Genomic DNA, 14858 nt, shown 5'->3' on the forward strand with positions numbered 1-14858 from the left:
TTGGCATGGGTTCCCTTTCTGTTTTTCATTCAATGCAACTGATGCGTGTTCAAAATGAGCGTCAAAAGATCGCATTAGCGCATTCCAATCATCCTCGTTGAGGTATGTAGCTGTATCAAGAAAAAAACAGCTCTCACGCAGTATCAATTCCCAAAAGGGTATTCCTCATTTCGGTCGCTTCCTGCCAATAAGCCTTATGGCCTAAGCAAGGTTTCAAGTATCGGAGCTGTGCGCAGGGCCTGCAACGAATTCATGACGTGCCCGGTTGAGCGTCGGCGTAGAATATTCACGAGTCTCCCATGACCACCATTCCACAACCCGAACTTGCTCCAGCTCACCCAAACGCTCAGTCAGGCCAGCAATTTGCCGTTCAAAATCCGGCCACGCAGGAAATCATTGGCACGCTGCCGAACATGGCGGCGAACCAGATAGCTGAAGCTGTGGCCAAAGCAGCCGCTGCGCAAGTTCGCTGGGCTGCGACGCCTGTCCGGGATCGTATGCGCATTCTGGGGCGCTTTGCCGAGCTGCTATGCGACCAGAAAGATTCCGTCGCCGCCGTGATCAGCCGCGAGGCCGGAAAGCCCGAGACGGAAGCGATGTCCACGGAAGTAATGGTTGTGCTGGACACGGTGAAGTATCTCCAGAACCATGTGCCGGCGTTTCTAAAACCTGAGCCGGTGCCGCACGGAAATCCCGTGATGAAGCTCAAGGCCGGCACGCTGCTGCGCGAGCCTTACGGAGTTGTGGGCATCATCAGCCCGTGGAACTATCCGTTCAATCTGCCGTCGATTCAGACGCTGACAGCGCTGGCCACGGGCAACGCCGTTGTGCTGAAGCCGTCAGAATTTACGCCGTACTCGTCGCTGGAGCTGGAAAAGCTATTGCGCGCGGCGGGCCTTGACCCCGACTTGCTTCAGGTGATCACCGGTGAGGGCGCCACCGGAGCAGCGCTGCTTGCGGCGAACGTACAGAAAATTGTCTTTACCGGAAGCGTGGCCACCGGCAAGCGCGTAGCCCAGGCCGCCGCAGCCCGGTTGCTGCCTGTGGTGCTGGAGTTGGGCGGCAAAGATCCGATGATCGTGCTGGAAGATGCCGACGTTGACGTGGCATCGAGTGCCGCGGTGTGGGGCGCGTTCATGAATGCAGGACAGACTTGTCTATCGGTCGAGCGCTGCTACGTGCAGGAAAAAATCTATCCCAAGTTTCTGGAGAAGTGCGTTGAGAAGACAAACAAACTCCGCATCGGTCCAGGTACGGATCCAAACATTGATGCCGGCCCCATGATCCATGAACGCCAGCTCGGCATCGTTCAATCGCATGTGGAAGACGCTGTGGCCCACGGCGCGCGGCTGCTGGCCGGCGGCAAGCCGCTGGCACAGCTTGGTCCAAACTTTTTTGCGCCTACCATCCTGGCAGACGTGGACCACTCCATGAAGATCATGCGCGAAGAAACCTTTGGCCCGGTGCTGCCGGTGTGCAGTTTCAAGACAGAAGACGAAGCCGTGGCGCTGGCCAATGATTCCGAATACGGCCTGGCGGCCTGCGTCTTTACCAACGACCGCAAACGTGGTGAGGCGCTGGCGCGGCGCGTACAGGCCGGCACCGTAATGGTGAACGATGTGCTGACCTGCTTTGGCATCAGTGAAGCGCCGCACGGCGGCATCAAGGCCAGCGGGATTGGCCGCACGCACGGCCGGTTTGGCCTGGAAGAAATGGTTTGGCCCAAGTACGTGGATTCAGACCGTATGCCGCGCATGAAAAAGCTCTGGTGGTATGGATACGGCCCTGCCTTCGGGCAGCAGATGGGCGGGTTCATTGAACTGCTGTTCGCAAAAGGATTAATAAAACGCCTGCGTGGAGGGGTGAAAAGCACAAAATCATATCTTCGTCGGCGACTTCTTTAGGCGTAAAATCGGCTTTGAGGCAGCGGGGCCTAATAAAGTAATGTTGAAACACTCTCATTTGATTTACGACTGGAATTCCCTTCCCGGAACCGAATCTGCGCCTAAACAACGTGTCATGCTGGACGATGAGTCGCTGCGCGACGGCCTGCAGTCGCCTTCAGTCAAAGATCCGCACATCGACGAAAAAATCAAGATCCTGCACCTGATGGAAGACCTCGGTATTGACCTTGTCGATATCGGCTTGCCCGGCGCCGGTCCGCGCGCGGTGGCGGACGTGGAGCTGCTGGCGCGGGAAATCGCAAGCTGCCGGATGAAGATCAAGCCGAACTGCGCCGCCCGCACCCATGAGAACGACATTCGTCCGGTGGCGGAAATCTCTCAGCGCGCCGGCATACCGATTGAAGTTGCGTGCTTCCTGGGCTCCAGCCCCATCCGCCGGTTCACAGAAAACTGGACTGACGACTTCCTGTTCCGCACCACGGAAAAAGCCGTGACCTACGCAAAGTCTCTTGGCCTGGAAGTGATGTACGTAACGGAGGACACTTCCCGCTGCGATCCTGAGACGGTGAAGCGGCTCTACACGACGGCCATTAACAGCGGCGCGACGGCTATCGTAATTTGCGATACCGTGGGCCATGCGACGCCCAGCGGCGTGCAGGCGCTGATCCGCTTTGTGCTGGACGAAGTGGTGAAGCCTTCAGGACAGAAAATCCGTGTAGATTGGCATGGCCACTCTGATCGAGGGCTGGCTGTCGCCAACTCTCTGGCTGCGCTGGCGGCCGGCGCGGACTGCGTTCACGGCACGGCGCTTGGCATCGGCGAACGCGTGGGGAATACGCAGATCGACCAGATGCTGGTGAACCTGAAGCTGATGGGCGTTTCACCCTGGGCAGAGCAGGACCTGACAAAGCTGAAGGAATACTGCATGACCGTCTCGGAAGCCACGGGCGTGCCGATCCCTCGCAATTATCCCGTGATGGGAGAAGATGCCTTTCGTACAGCGACGGGAGTACATGCCGCGGCTGTTATTAAGGCATTCCGCAAAGGCGATATTGAGCTGGCTAATTCCGTCTACTCCGGTGTACCCTCTCATTACTTCGGCCTGGAACAAATCATTGAGATTGGCCCCATGTCGGGCAAGTCAAACGTGATCTTCTGGCTGGAGCGCAAAGGTATCCCCGCCTCTGAGGAGCTGGTGGACCGCATCTTTCAGCGGGCCAAAGCTTCAGACCGCTGCCTTACGGAAGAGGAAATCCTGGCGTGCTGCCAAAAGGTTCCAGCCAATACTTAGCCGTGTTAGAGAGTGATTGGCGGCCCCATCGGCGCAACGCAACTATTTTCCGCGGCGCGGGTTTCTTGTAATAACACTCTGAACTTCCCTTTAAAGGAGAAAGAATGAAGAAGCTATTCACAATCGCGTGCACTCTGGTACTTGGCGGCGCTCTGGCCTTTGCTCAAACAGGCAGCACCACCAGCGGACAGACTCCATCTGGCGACCAGACAAAGAGCAGCACTTCGACCACCACCACCAAGAAGCATCACAAACATGGCGCCAAGAAGTCGAAAAAAGGAAAGAAATCTACTGAGGCAACTCCGGCTCCAGCAGCCAGCCCATCACCGAAATAAACTGTTATTCATCGTTACCCAAGCGGCCTCACGCAGGGGCCGCTTTTTTACGCCTCACAAGAATGCTTTCCTTTTTCCAGCTTCTCTGCTTAAAATGTTGCGCAAACAATTCTTTACAGAGTTGAAGGATTTCAAAAAACTGATGTCCCTCTGAAGGAGACGAATGAAGAAGCTACTTACAATCGCGTTTACACTGCTGCTCGGCGCTACCCTGTCGTTCGCACAGGCTGGTGGCGGGTCCACAGACAAACCGGCAGGCGACAAGACCGCAACGACCAAATCCGGCAAGAAAACGATGCACCACAAGGGCGGCAAGAAGTCCAAGAAAAAATCCGGCAGCACCACTACCCCGCCCCCGAAATAGGCTTTCCTTGAAAGTTTGTAGATTAAAGCGGCCCAGTGCGGCCGCTTTGTTTTGGTTTGAATTGGCCTTGGCGCTCAAAGCCTGATATCGCAATACCAGCTTCATTTCAGGGCGCGGCGGGTTATATAGTTAAACATTAAGAGATGGCCACCCGCCCACCGATCCCTGACACCTCGCGAATTTCCGCCCAGCGCGAGATCGCCCGCATCGCGGAGATGCGGAGCGTGCACGCCGCTTTTGCCTATCTCCACAATCAGGAACTCGAGTTTCGCCGCTGGCAGCGTGAGCTTACTGAAATCCCAGCTCCCCCGTTTGGCGAGGCTGCCCGCGCCGAATGGTTGCGGCAGAGATTTACCGCGCTCGGGCTTGAAAACATTCAGGTGGACAGACTCGGAAACGTATTGGGACTGCTCAATAGCGGGTTGGCTGCGCCACTGATCGGCATCAGCGCGCACCTCGATACCGTCTTTCCTCAGGGCACCGCGCTGCAAACGCGTGAAGAAGCCAACAGGCTTTATGGTCCCGGCATCAGTGACAATGCAGCCGGAGTAACGGCTCTTCTGGCTATCGCTCATGCGTTGAAACGAACACAGCTCAAACCGGCAACCAACATCGTTTTCATCGGCAACGTGGGGGAAGAAGGTGAAGGCAATCTTCGCGGCATGCGGCATCTCTTCGCGGCCTCTCCGTGGCGCGACTCTATACAATCACTGCTTGTGATCGACGGCGCAGGCACTGATACATACGTCAATCAGGCGTTGGGAAGCCGGCGCTTTGAGATCACATTTCGCGGTCCGGGCGGCCATTCCTGGAGCGACTTCGGCGTCCCCAACCCTATCATTCTTCTCTCGCGCGCACTGGCCCGCTTTAGTGACGTGCAGGCGCCGGAATCTCCTCGCACTACATTCAATGTCGGCGTGATTTCGGGCGGGACATCGGTCAACTCAATTCCTGAATCGGCAACGGCGCGTGTTGATCTCCGCTCTGCATCCATGGAAGAGCTGCAAAAGCTTGAAGATCGTCTGCGCGAATGCATTGCTGAAGCCTGGCGGGAAGCGCCTTTGTCGCATCGTTCCGGCGAACTCAAGGTCACGCTGGCCATTGAGAGCATTGGCGACCGCCCTGCTGCCGAGCTGCCGCCTGATGCTCGCATCCTGCAGTTTGTCCGCGCCGCGGACAAGCATCTGCGGATTGAATCTTTTGCCCGGCTGGCTTCCACTGACGCCAACGTTCCTCTCGCGCTGGGGATTGAGGCGACCACAATCGGCGCCGGCGGTGACGGCGGCGGCGCGCACACGCTGCGCGAATGGTTCGATTGCAGCAATCGTGACCTTGGACTCAAGCGCATTCTGTTAGTCTTGATGGCTCTTACCGGAGTGCAGGAATGAAAATTCTTTTAGCTGTCTTGATGGTGCTAACCATGGCAAGTTTGTCGTCTGCGCAACAAACGCAAACACCCGCCGATGTCATTTTCGTGAATGGCGATATCTACCGAACCGCTGCACAGGTGGCAAGCTTAACGGCAAGCGGTGCGCCGCAGGCCCCCTTCGCCCGGGTTCAGGCAGTGGCAGTTGCCGGCGGCGAGATCGTCGCCGTGGGTTCGAATGAAGAAGTCCAGAAGCTCAAAGGCCCTAATACCCAGGTTGTCGATCTTGGCGGGCACTTTGTGATGCCTGGCTTCAATGACGCGCACGTCCATCTCGGCTCGGGCGGATTTGAAAAGCTGAACGTAAACCTGGTCGGCTCCAAATCGCTCGACGAGATGAAGCAGCGGATCGCCGCCCGTGTGAAGACCGCCGCGCCGGGCGAATGGATCCAGGGCCGCGGCTGGGACCACACTCTCTGGGCGGAGCAGAAGACGCCTGTGCGCAGCGATATCGACTCCGTCACCGGCGACCATCCCGCCATTTTCAATCGCGTTGACGGACACATTGCCATTGCCAACAGCGTAGCGCTCAAAGCCGCAGGCATTACAGCGCAGACACCTGATCCACACGGCGGCAAGATTGATCGCGACGACAAAGGCGAGCCGACCGGCATTCTGCGTGAGACGGCCATGGGGTTGGTCGGCGACAAGATCCCGCCACCCACCGCTGCGCAGCGCCGCAAAGCCGCAGAACTTGCGCTTGAAGACGCCGCGCGCTCTGGCATCACCTCCGCCCAGGACAACTCTGACTGGGAAGACTTCCTCACCTATGAGCAGATGGAAAAAGAGGGTAAGCTGACCCTCCGCATCTCGGAGTGGCTCCCCTTCGACGCGCCGGTGGAGCAGTTGATCAAGATGCGCCAGCACCATCCTAAGGAGGACCCCATGCTGCACACCACCATGCTCAAGGGCTTTATGGATGGATCACTTGGCTCGCGCACCGCCGCCATGCTCGCGCCCTACACCGACGATCCAAAAAACTCCGGCATTCCCCGCTATGAACAAGACAAGCTGGATGCCAAGGCCGCCGAGCGCGCCGGCGCCGGCTTTCAGATGGGATTCCACGCCATCGGCGACCGCGGCGCACGCATGGCCCTTGATGCCTTTGCCTATGCGGAGCAAAAAAGCAACAACAAGAAACTCCGCTTCCGCATTGAGCACGATCAGGTCATCGCGCCGGAAGATTTTAAGAAATTCAAAGATCTCGGCGTGATTGCCTCCGTGCAACCCAACCATCTGCTCACAGACATGAATTGGGCTGAATCACACCTGGGAACAGAACGTGCCAAACACTCGTATCCCTGGGCGGAATTTGAATCGAACGGAATTATCATGGCGTTCGGGACTGACTATCCCGTTGAGCCCATCACGCCCTTCCGCGGTCTGTACGCCGCTGTAACCCGCAAGAATGAAGCCGGGACCAAAGAGTATTACCCGGAGCAGAAAATCAGCATGCAGCACGCCATCTTCGCTTATACCGTCGGCTCAGCAATAGCAGAGTTTGCCGAGCAGAAAAAAGGCCAGCTTCAACCCGGTATGTTGGCCGATTTCGTCGTGCTTGATCGCGACATCACAAAAATAGCGCCGCCGGAGATTTTGAAGACGCGCGTTCTGCGTACCGTGGTCGGCGGCAAGACGGTCTACGAAGCTAAGTAGATATAGTATTGCTGTCGTCGATCCGGTGGAAGAGCGGGCCTTTCTGGTCTGAAGAGATGTGGCACAGACACTCTTGTCTGTGCTTGCATCCTTAACGTTTAACAGAGCACAGGCAGGAGTGCCTGTGCCACAAAATCAAGGACATGTTCTTTGAAACTGCTTTAGCCCTTGAAATCCCTACTTAACAATCTTCGCCCGCCATTTAACTTTATGCGTTTCTTCAAATTGCTTCGCTATTTTGTTGCGTCCACTTTCACCGTGCATCTATAACAAAGACGGGCCACGCCGGTGCTAGCACACCGAACGCAGCCCTAACCACAAATCACCTTCACAAGAAAGGCGACCTATGGCTGACACAGATTTTAGCAGCGCACCTAATTCCAGCAGCGTACCCAAACCCCACATCTACGATCTTCTCAACCGTCTCAACGCATCCTTCGCCCGCGTTCATCGCAACATGGAAGCATTGGAACAGGTCGGCATTTTCGATCCGCTCATGATGCAGTCCCTGAACCGCCAGTCTGAGCATCTTAGGGCAGGCGCCAATTACCATCTGCTCGGGGCGATGCGCCGCATTGAAGAACGTGACCGCGAGAAATTTTCGCAGCCACCCAAAGAGTGAAGCCCACTGTTGAACGCAGGACCCGCCGCTGCAAGGCGGGTCCCTTCACCCAATGCCCTTAGCATTGGAAGAATTGCTTTGCACAAAAAAAATCTCATCACGGATAAACACGGATGACACAGATTTACAAATCAAAAATGGTCCTATTGAACTTTTGATCCGTGTAAATCAGTATTATCAGTGTCATCTGCGGTGAGGTTTGGGGATTTTGTGCAAGCTATTTGCCAATTGCTATTTGCTATTTGCTCAAAGTCGTGTCGCAGGTTCCACCACCTCGCGAAGAGCGGCTTTATCTTGCTTTCTCTGCATGTGCAGGTCCCACAATAGCCACGCCAGGTACGCCACAATCAAAACATTGGTGGCAAAAATGGCCCATTTGATCGGCGTGGCGCGGTGCGCCAGTTCATAGATTTCAATGGGAAGATACAAACAGCCGCTGATCAGCGCGAACCATTCCGCCCACTGCTTCTCCAGCCACAGCCCCGTGGCCTCCACAAAGCGAATGGTGGAATAAAGCAGCGTGCCGCCGATCCATAAATGAAGGTTTCCCGGGGTAACGTGTCGCGCTCCGCGAATGAGCTCGCGGGCCAGATGGCCATCAGGATTCAACCGAAAAATTTTGTGAAGAATACGCAGTAGATGCTCAGCCACATCTTGAATATCTTTGTGCAGCAGGCTCACCAGCCATATCGCCACCAATACGGCAAGCAGCCCCTTGGCCGCCTCAATCAGGGCAATTCCGCGCAGGCCAAGATGTTTTGCGAGCAGGCTCTTCTGGTTATTCATTCGATTCAGGGATGAAGAACTATTCTATATGCACCTTTAGACGGAAACCGGAGAGGTTGCGTTGTTTGCACTAGTAGAGCGTGTGACCGATGTGACGATGACGCTTCTCAGCCAAAAAGCGCGCGAATCTTCTCTTTTCGGAAGGTAAATATTTCTTGCACGTCCGATTTGACCTTGATCTTGTATGCCATCTGCCCCAGAACGCCAAGCGGAAGCGCGAGAGTGATTGTGTCCGTGATCAGCGTCCCGCCATTTCCCGCTTCAAAACGATGCTCATGCCGCCACAGTTTGTACGGACCGCGCAATTGCAAATCAACAAAGCGGTGCGGCGGCTCCCATTCCACAATTTCACTCGTCCAGCGCAGCGGAATGCCATGCACGCGCAGGCTGTAATTGATCAGCGTCCCCTGTTGGACCGGCTGGGGCTTGACCTTAAGAATCTTGAAGTTCAGCCACGGAGGAGTAAGCGCTTCCAGGTTCTCTGCTCGCGAGAAAAACTCGAAAACTTCCGGCAGCGGACGGGCCACCTGCTGCATGAAAGACAAAGTATAGGGTTCATCCGCCATTCAACCGCCTTTCTTCCATTGGAACACACCGGACGCGCAAGCACCGAATGGCATCTAACCCATTGTGAGTAGCGTCGGCCCCATCTTTGCGAATGGAACCAGGATCAAAAGGCCTCGCAGGGTTCTTGGCAGAATTAAAGATGCTGTGTGGCGCACGGTCGAAGCAGTGCCGGCAAAGCACACGCTGCAAATGGCCGCGGCTCTTTCGTATTATTTTGTTATCTCGATGTTTCCGGCGTTTCTTCTTGTCTCTGCGATTGTCGCCTATTTGCCGGGAGCGCATCCTTTCGAACAGGTCTTATCGCTGATGTCGGGTTTCGTACCCCGCGAATCGATTGAGCTTCTGCGCAAGGTGCTTGCCACTGTGGTAACGCCCAACCGAAGCACGCTTCTTTCCTTCGGTATCCTGGGAACGCTGTGGACCGCATCCGGCGGTTTCGCAGCGGCGATTGAGGCTCTCGACATCGCTTACGAAGTTGAAGAAGCGCGTCCGTTCTGGGTAACAAGGCCGCTGGCCGTTGCCCTCACTCTCCTGGTGGGATTACTTCTTTTGGTCGCGCTCGTGGTGATGATTGTGGGCCCGCAATTTGGGACCTGGCTGGCATTGCGGACGAGCCTCTCATGGCTGTTTGCGCAAGCCTGGCCATATATCCATTGGACAGTTGCAGTGGTGTTCACCGTTCTCGCCGTGGAATCTCTCTATTTTCTTGCGCCGAACGTGAGGCAGCGTTTCTGGGCCACGCTTCCTGGAGCTGTGTTGGCCGTGGGCTGCTGGATCGGTCTTTCCTACATTCTGGGTTATTACTTCCGCAGCTTTGCTCACTTCAACAAAACCTACGGCGCCATGGGCGCTGTGATCGCGCTGATGGTGTGGCTCTACTGGACAAGCTTCTTCATGCTGGTGGGAGCAGAGCTGAATTGCCAGTTGGCAAAAGAGACGAAAGAAGGAAAAATCAAGCAGGACGAAAAACCGAGTGGGCTCACGGAACTGGACCTGACAGCGTAGGAGCAATTAGCATTCAGCCGGTATCCCGCAGATTTCCGCTGGTAAACGCGAGAACGGAAACGTAGCCGCGAATTTCGCGAATAAACACGAATCACAATCTAAACATCATTCGCGTGTTTCGCGTTGATTCGCGGCCTGATTTTTCTTTGGCTAGCGGCCAACGGCTAGTAGCCAGCGGCTTCTTTACCTTGCCGACTTAAACAATGAAAACACCGCGCCCTGCGGATCGGCAACAATGGACCATGTCCCCACGTTTTCCATCTGGCGCGCAGGCATCAGGATTTTTCCTCCCAGTTGTGCGGCCTTGGCTGTGGCTGCTTCAGCATCGGCCACCTGGAAGTAAACCAGCCAGTGCGGTGGAGTGTTGGGATTCCGGTGCTTGGCCGGAGGAATTCCGCCGATGAAATGTTCGCCGTTCTTAATGTGAATGTAACCGGAAGGATCTTTTTCATCTTTCATTAACTGCCAGCCGAAGAGATCGCCATAAAATTTGCTTGCGCGTTCCGGATTCGCAGTGCTGAGATCAGCCCAGCAGACTGTGTTGTCGCCGGTGATGCCAATGCCACTGTGCTTTTTGGGCTGCCAAATGGAGAAAACCGCGCCCGTAGGGTCCTGGAGAACGGCCATACGGCCTATATCCATTACGTCAAACGCCGGAGCATGTACGGTGCCGCCGGCCTGGGCCGCTTTGGCGACGGACTGATCGGCATTTTCAACCGCAATATAAAGCATCCAGTTCGGAGGCACGCCTTGCGCGCGCTGCTCCTTGCGCATGGTGTAAGCGGCTCCGGTATTGCGACCGGAAAGTTTGAACATGGAATAAAAATCGTCCGGCCCCATGGGACTGTCTTCCACGGCCCAACCGAAGAGCGATGTATAAAATTTTTTTGCGGCATTCTGGTCCGTGGTCGCCAACTCAACCCAGCAAAACGAACCTGCGGGATGCTTATCAATGTTTGCCATAGCCCAGAAAGTATACGCGAAGCATATTAGCTTGCGCTTTTCGGCGACTATCCAGGAATGCGCTACTTAGGAATGATCTACTTTAAGAATGATCGACTCTGGCAAACAGCACATCCCACTCCTGATGCCTTTGCGAAGGAACAGACCGGCTGCCGGGGAATGTTTCATCCAGCAATTCAAGGCTGGACATTCTCAGAACGGCAAACTTGCGCCAGTCAGGCAAACGGCTGCTGCTGCTTTCGCCGCCGGTCTGGTACGTAAAGAGGTTCACGACTCCTTTTTGAATGCCATAATCCTGCGGCTCCACGATTCGATGCTTACCGTGATAGGAAAAACGCAACAGGCGTCTCTCATGAATCGCCGTCAGGATGAGCTTGTGAACACCAGGATCCACGCCGGCAGGCGCAGGGTGCCGTATTACGTGAAGCGAGCCCCTCATCTTTCAATCATGAGCGAGCCTAAGCGTGTTAATCGCGCTACATCGCTTCTGTCCTGAATTTGTAAAACGGCTGGTAGATAATAGTAAGCATGAAGCGCTCCGGGGTTGCCGATCTTCCTTTGCATGGCGGGCGTGTGCCTCCGTGGCTTGCCGAGCGCATGACCATGTTGGGCACGGCGATTTCCGAGAGCGTGCTCTACCATTACGGCGCGCCGGAACTTCTCTCCCGCTTGAGCGATCCTTTCTGGTTCCAGGCCCTGGGTTGCGTGATGGGAATGGATTGGCACTCATCAGGAATCACAACGTCTGTCATGGGGGCCTTGAAGCGCGGGCTGAACCCGCGCGCGCATGAGCTGGGCATCTACGTATGTGGCGGACGCGGGAAACATTCACGCAAGACCCCAGACGAGCTTTGCGCTGTGGCCGAGCGTGAGAGCCTGAATGGTGACGAACTGGCGCGCACCAGCCGCCTCACCGCAAAGATCGATAACAACGCCATTGCCGATGGCTTTCAGCTATATCTACACAGTTTTGTGGTGAGCAGAGCCGGAGACTGGACCGTCGTTCAGCAAGGAATGAACGATGCCACAGGGCTAGCCCGCCGCTATCACTGGCATTCAGCAACCGTGCGGGATTTTATTTCCGAGCCGCACACAGCAATCGTGGGCGAACGCGTTTATGCCGGCGCAATCATGAATCTCGTCGATAGCCGGGCCAAAGCCGCGCAAGCCGCTCTGCTGGAGATTACGCGGGAGAATCCCGAGCGCACATTGCGTGAAGTTCCACGGCTCGCCATGCCCGCACATCATGATGTCCGCGAAAAAGATATTGACGCAAAACGGCTGGGCGCGGTGCTGGCCGTCGCCTATGAGAAGCAGCTGCGCGATTTTGCCAATCTGCTGTTGCTGGAAAATCTGGGACCGCGCACATTGCAATCTCTGGCGCTGATTGCCGAGGTGGTGCACGGAACGCCGACGCGCTTTGCTGATCCGGCGCGCTTCTCCTTCGCGCATGGCGGAAAAGATGGCCATCCCTTCCCTGTCCCGCTAAAGACTTATGACGAGTCGCTTTCAGTCTTGCGGCGCGCATTGCAGCAGGCCAAAGTGGGTCATACAGAAAAATTAAGCGGCTTCAGCCGGCTTGACCGCTTTACCCGCATGGTCGAGAGCAATGTTGAGCCACAAGTCGATTTCGAAGCGACTCTGGCTCATGAACGCCAGATTTCTCCATCACTCGACGGCAGAACGGTCTTCGATGATCGCAAGCCGAAGACAAGAAATAAAAACGAGAAGCAACTAAAACTGTTCTAGCGTCCCGCGCTGGCGTTTGCTCCATTGCAACCCGTCTATGTACACTGCACACGCCATGATGAAACGATTTTTCCTGTCTTTAATTACCGCGCTTGCCTGCATTCCTGCCATGGCCCAATGCTGCCCAGAAAAACCCACCACAGAAAAACGTGAAGCGCTCTGGCAGAAACTTCAGGAAGAATTGAAAGCCATCGATAAAGGACTGGATGGCGTCATGGGTCTCGCTGTCAAAGACCTCGCCTCGGGAGAAACTTTCTTCATTCATGGCGATGAAATCATGCCGCAGGCCAGTTCCATTAAGATCGCGGTGCTGGCAGAACTTTATCTTCAGGCGCAGCAGGGCAAGCTCAAGCTGACGGATGAATACGTGGTGCGCAGCCAGGACCTGGTTTCCGGCAGCGACATCATGCTGGGCCTGACGCCGGGAGTAACGCGCCTGACGCTCCGCGACCTGGCCACGATGATGGTGGCAGTGAGCGATAACAGCGCGACCAACGTCCTGATCGGGCGCGTTGGCATGGAAAACGTTAACGCCATGCTGGATAGCCTGGGCTTGCACGCAACCCGGCTGCGGCGGCAGATGATGGACCTGAAAGCTGCCGGCGAAGGCCGCGAAAACGTTTCCACGCCGCGCGAGATGATGACGCTGCTGGAAACCGTTTATCGCGGCAAGCTGCTCAACAAAGAGATGACCGCCGATTTCATCAAAGTCCTGAGCACCCATAAAGAGAGCTCGCTCCTGCAAGGCCTGCCGGATGATGCCGTGGCAGCCAGCAAGCCCGGTGAACTGGAAGCCGTGCGAAATGACTCTGGAATTATTTTCGTGAAAAATCGCCCCTACATTTTGTGCGTAATGACCACATATCTAGAGGACGAAAAGGAAGGCTCCGCCGCCATCCGCAAGATTGCCGCCCTTACGTATAGTTACTTCGATCGAGTGTCCCGCGGATCTGAATATGGCCGCGTCGTGTCGCCCAAATAGAACGCGCTGTAAAGCAGCCTGCCGTTCCGCCTTGGCTTATGGACTAAAATGAAATCGTTATGACCAATCGGTTTCTATGGACATTGATCGCCGCTATTCTTCTTACCGCGGTTTCGCCAGCACAGTTTAAACGCGTCCCATTACAGGCTCCGGCCAATCCGAATCCACAGTTGTACAAAGCAGACGCGAATGCCGCGCAGGACATCCGGAGGGCGCTGGCTTCCGCCGGCAAGCAGCACAAGAATGTATTGCTCGATTTTGGTGGCAACTGGTGCATTGACTGCCATATCCTGGAAAATGCCTTTCATCAACCCAGGATCGCGCCATTGCTGAACAGCAATTACATTGTTGTGCATGTTGACGTGGGAAAGTACGAAAAGAATCTGGACTTGGCAAAGAAATACCACGTTGATCTGCAAAAAGGCGTGCCGTCGCTGGCGGTGCTGGATTCACTGGGTAAGGTACTCTATGGCACCAGCGATTTTGAGCGCGCGCATTTGATGAGCGAAGATGATGTAATCCAGTTTTTATACAAATGGAAGCCATCTGCCGCGGGAAGTTCTTCTTCCGGAACTCCTGCTCATAGTAAGCGATAGGTAGATAAGCAATAGCTAAGAGCCCGCCCCTTAAGTTCGGGCTATACTGCCCGCTCCGGCAAAGCGCATTTTTCTGCGTTAAGCTATTGCAATTTCCCGCTTATGGAGAGAGAATCTCCTACCCCCAATAGTTAGTTCGTTCTACCCCCTTTAGTTACCCAACAAATATGATTATCTTTTAGATAAGTAAGAGCGTATGTCAACAAAGGAGCAAGACAGCTAAGAAGCAGGCAGCAACCGTTCTACTTCTTCCACAAAGTGGTGCGGCCCTTCCTGCTTTGAAACCACCTTGTCCGGACAGGTTTCGCGACCGAGATAGATGTGCCCATCCACCTGCATAAGGATTTTCTGATGGGGATGCCGCTGCTTGATCTCTTCGCAGAATTCCAGGCCGGGATCGGCAAAGTGGCCCACGTCAACGATCACAAGATCGTACTGCGGAGCGGCTGAAATTACTGTGCGGGCGGCTTCCAGATCAACAGCGGTATCAACGTTATAGCCTCGCATCCGCAGCATCAGGGCCCGCAAATGCTGCACGGTGCTATTGCCATCAACAAGCAGAATACGGACTTTGCGTCTGGCTGGGGTCATGGTAGGTATTCCCAGACTACA

The 14858-nt window shown here is 55.3% G+C and carries 16 protein-coding genes; 11 read left to right on the top strand and 5 right to left on the bottom strand.

What is annotated here, in order from left to right; translation table 11 throughout:
* Positions 1-299 precede the first annotated feature (299 nt).
* The 7 genes from LAO76_03220 (at position 300) to LAO76_03250 (ending at position 7598) form a co-directional block, all read left to right on the top strand.
* Complete coding sequence (locus tag LAO76_03220; protein ID MBZ5489925.1) at positions 300-1904, top strand: aldehyde dehydrogenase family protein; 1605 nt, start codon at positions 300-302, stop codon at positions 1902-1904.
* 115 nt (positions 1905-2019) lie between these two features.
* Positions 2020-3195: a LeuA family protein gene (locus LAO76_03225; GenBank protein MBZ5489926.1), complete on the top strand. Its 1176-nt coding sequence runs from the start codon at positions 2020-2022 to the stop codon at positions 3193-3195.
* A 104-nt stretch (positions 3196-3299) separates the two neighbouring features.
* Positions 3300-3530 (top strand): hypothetical protein, encoded by a 231-nt coding sequence (locus LAO76_03230; GenBank protein ID MBZ5489927.1) that lies wholly within the window; start codon positions 3300-3302, stop codon positions 3528-3530.
* Positions 3531-3693: 163 nt separating this feature from the next.
* A complete protein-coding gene (locus LAO76_03235; protein ID MBZ5489928.1) occupies positions 3694-3894 on the top strand; it encodes a hypothetical protein in 201 nt (66 codons plus the stop codon).
* Positions 3895-4037: 143 nt separating this feature from the next.
* Positions 4038-5282 carry a M20/M25/M40 family metallo-hydrolase gene (locus LAO76_03240; GenBank protein ID MBZ5489929.1) on the top strand — a complete coding sequence of 415 codons (1245 nt, stop codon included), beginning with the start codon at positions 4038-4040 and terminating at the stop codon, positions 5280-5282.
* On the top strand, positions 5279-6976 hold the full coding sequence (locus tag LAO76_03245) for an amidohydrolase (GenBank protein ID MBZ5489930.1): 1698 nt from the start codon (positions 5279-5281) through the stop codon (positions 6974-6976). Before LAO76_03240 ends, LAO76_03245 begins: the two co-directional genes overlap by 4 nt.
* Positions 6977-7322: 346 nt before the next feature.
* Positions 7323-7598, top strand: a complete 276-nt coding sequence (locus tag LAO76_03250; protein MBZ5489931.1) for a hypothetical protein — start codon at positions 7323-7325, stop codon at positions 7596-7598.
* A gap of 246 nt (positions 7599-7844) precedes the next feature.
* Here LAO76_03250 and LAO76_03255 read toward each other — a convergent pair whose 3' ends face one another.
* Entirely contained in the window at positions 7845-8384 is a 540-nt protein-coding gene (locus tag LAO76_03255) for a DUF2127 domain-containing protein (GenBank protein ID MBZ5489932.1), read from the bottom strand.
* 107 nt (positions 8385-8491) lie between these two features.
* A complete protein-coding gene (locus LAO76_03260) occupies positions 8492-8950 on the bottom strand; it encodes an SRPBCC family protein (GenBank protein ID MBZ5489933.1) in 459 nt (152 codons plus the stop codon).
* A 145-nt stretch (positions 8951-9095) separates the two neighbouring features.
* Here LAO76_03260 and LAO76_03265 point away from each other — a divergent pair, with 145 nt between their 5' ends.
* On the top strand, positions 9096-9956 hold the full coding sequence (locus tag LAO76_03265; GenBank protein MBZ5489934.1) for a YihY/virulence factor BrkB family protein: 861 nt from the start codon (positions 9096-9098) through the stop codon (positions 9954-9956).
* 183 nt (positions 9957-10139) lie between these two features.
* Here LAO76_03265 and LAO76_03270 read toward each other — a convergent pair whose 3' ends face one another.
* Positions 10140-10919, bottom strand: a complete 780-nt coding sequence (locus LAO76_03270) for a VOC family protein (GenBank protein MBZ5489935.1) — start codon at positions 10917-10919, stop codon at positions 10140-10142.
* Positions 10920-11001: 82 nt separating this feature from the next.
* Positions 11002-11358, bottom strand: a complete 357-nt coding sequence (locus tag LAO76_03275; GenBank protein ID MBZ5489936.1) for a WYL domain-containing protein — start codon at positions 11356-11358, stop codon at positions 11002-11004.
* An 89-nt stretch (positions 11359-11447) separates the two neighbouring features.
* Between LAO76_03275 and LAO76_03280 the strand changes: the two genes are divergently transcribed.
* From LAO76_03280 to LAO76_03290, 3 genes are read left to right on the top strand one after another with little or no spacing between them, the layout of a single operon-like run.
* A complete protein-coding gene (locus LAO76_03280) occupies positions 11448-12668 on the top strand; it encodes a DUF763 domain-containing protein (protein MBZ5489937.1) in 1221 nt (406 codons plus the stop codon).
* A gap of 37 nt (positions 12669-12705) precedes the next feature.
* Positions 12706-13650 carry a class A beta-lactamase-related serine hydrolase gene (locus tag LAO76_03285; GenBank protein ID MBZ5489938.1) on the top strand — a complete coding sequence of 315 codons (945 nt, stop codon included), beginning with the start codon at positions 12706-12708 and terminating at the stop codon, positions 13648-13650.
* Between the two features lie 59 nt (positions 13651-13709).
* Positions 13710-14246: a thioredoxin family protein gene (locus LAO76_03290; protein MBZ5489939.1), complete on the top strand. Its 537-nt coding sequence runs from the start codon at positions 13710-13712 to the stop codon at positions 14244-14246.
* A 219-nt stretch (positions 14247-14465) separates the two neighbouring features.
* On the opposite strand, the gene LAO76_03295 is transcribed toward LAO76_03290, so the two are convergent.
* The gene (locus LAO76_03295; GenBank protein ID MBZ5489940.1) at positions 14466-14837 is read right to left on the bottom strand and encodes a response regulator; all 372 of its coding nucleotides are present in this window, start codon (positions 14835-14837) and stop codon (positions 14466-14468) included.
* Between the last annotated feature and the right edge of the window lie 21 nt (positions 14838-14858).

This window comes from Terriglobia bacterium, assembly GCA_020072645.1.
Classification (GTDB): domain Bacteria; phylum Acidobacteriota; class Terriglobia; order Terriglobales; family Acidobacteriaceae; genus Angelobacter.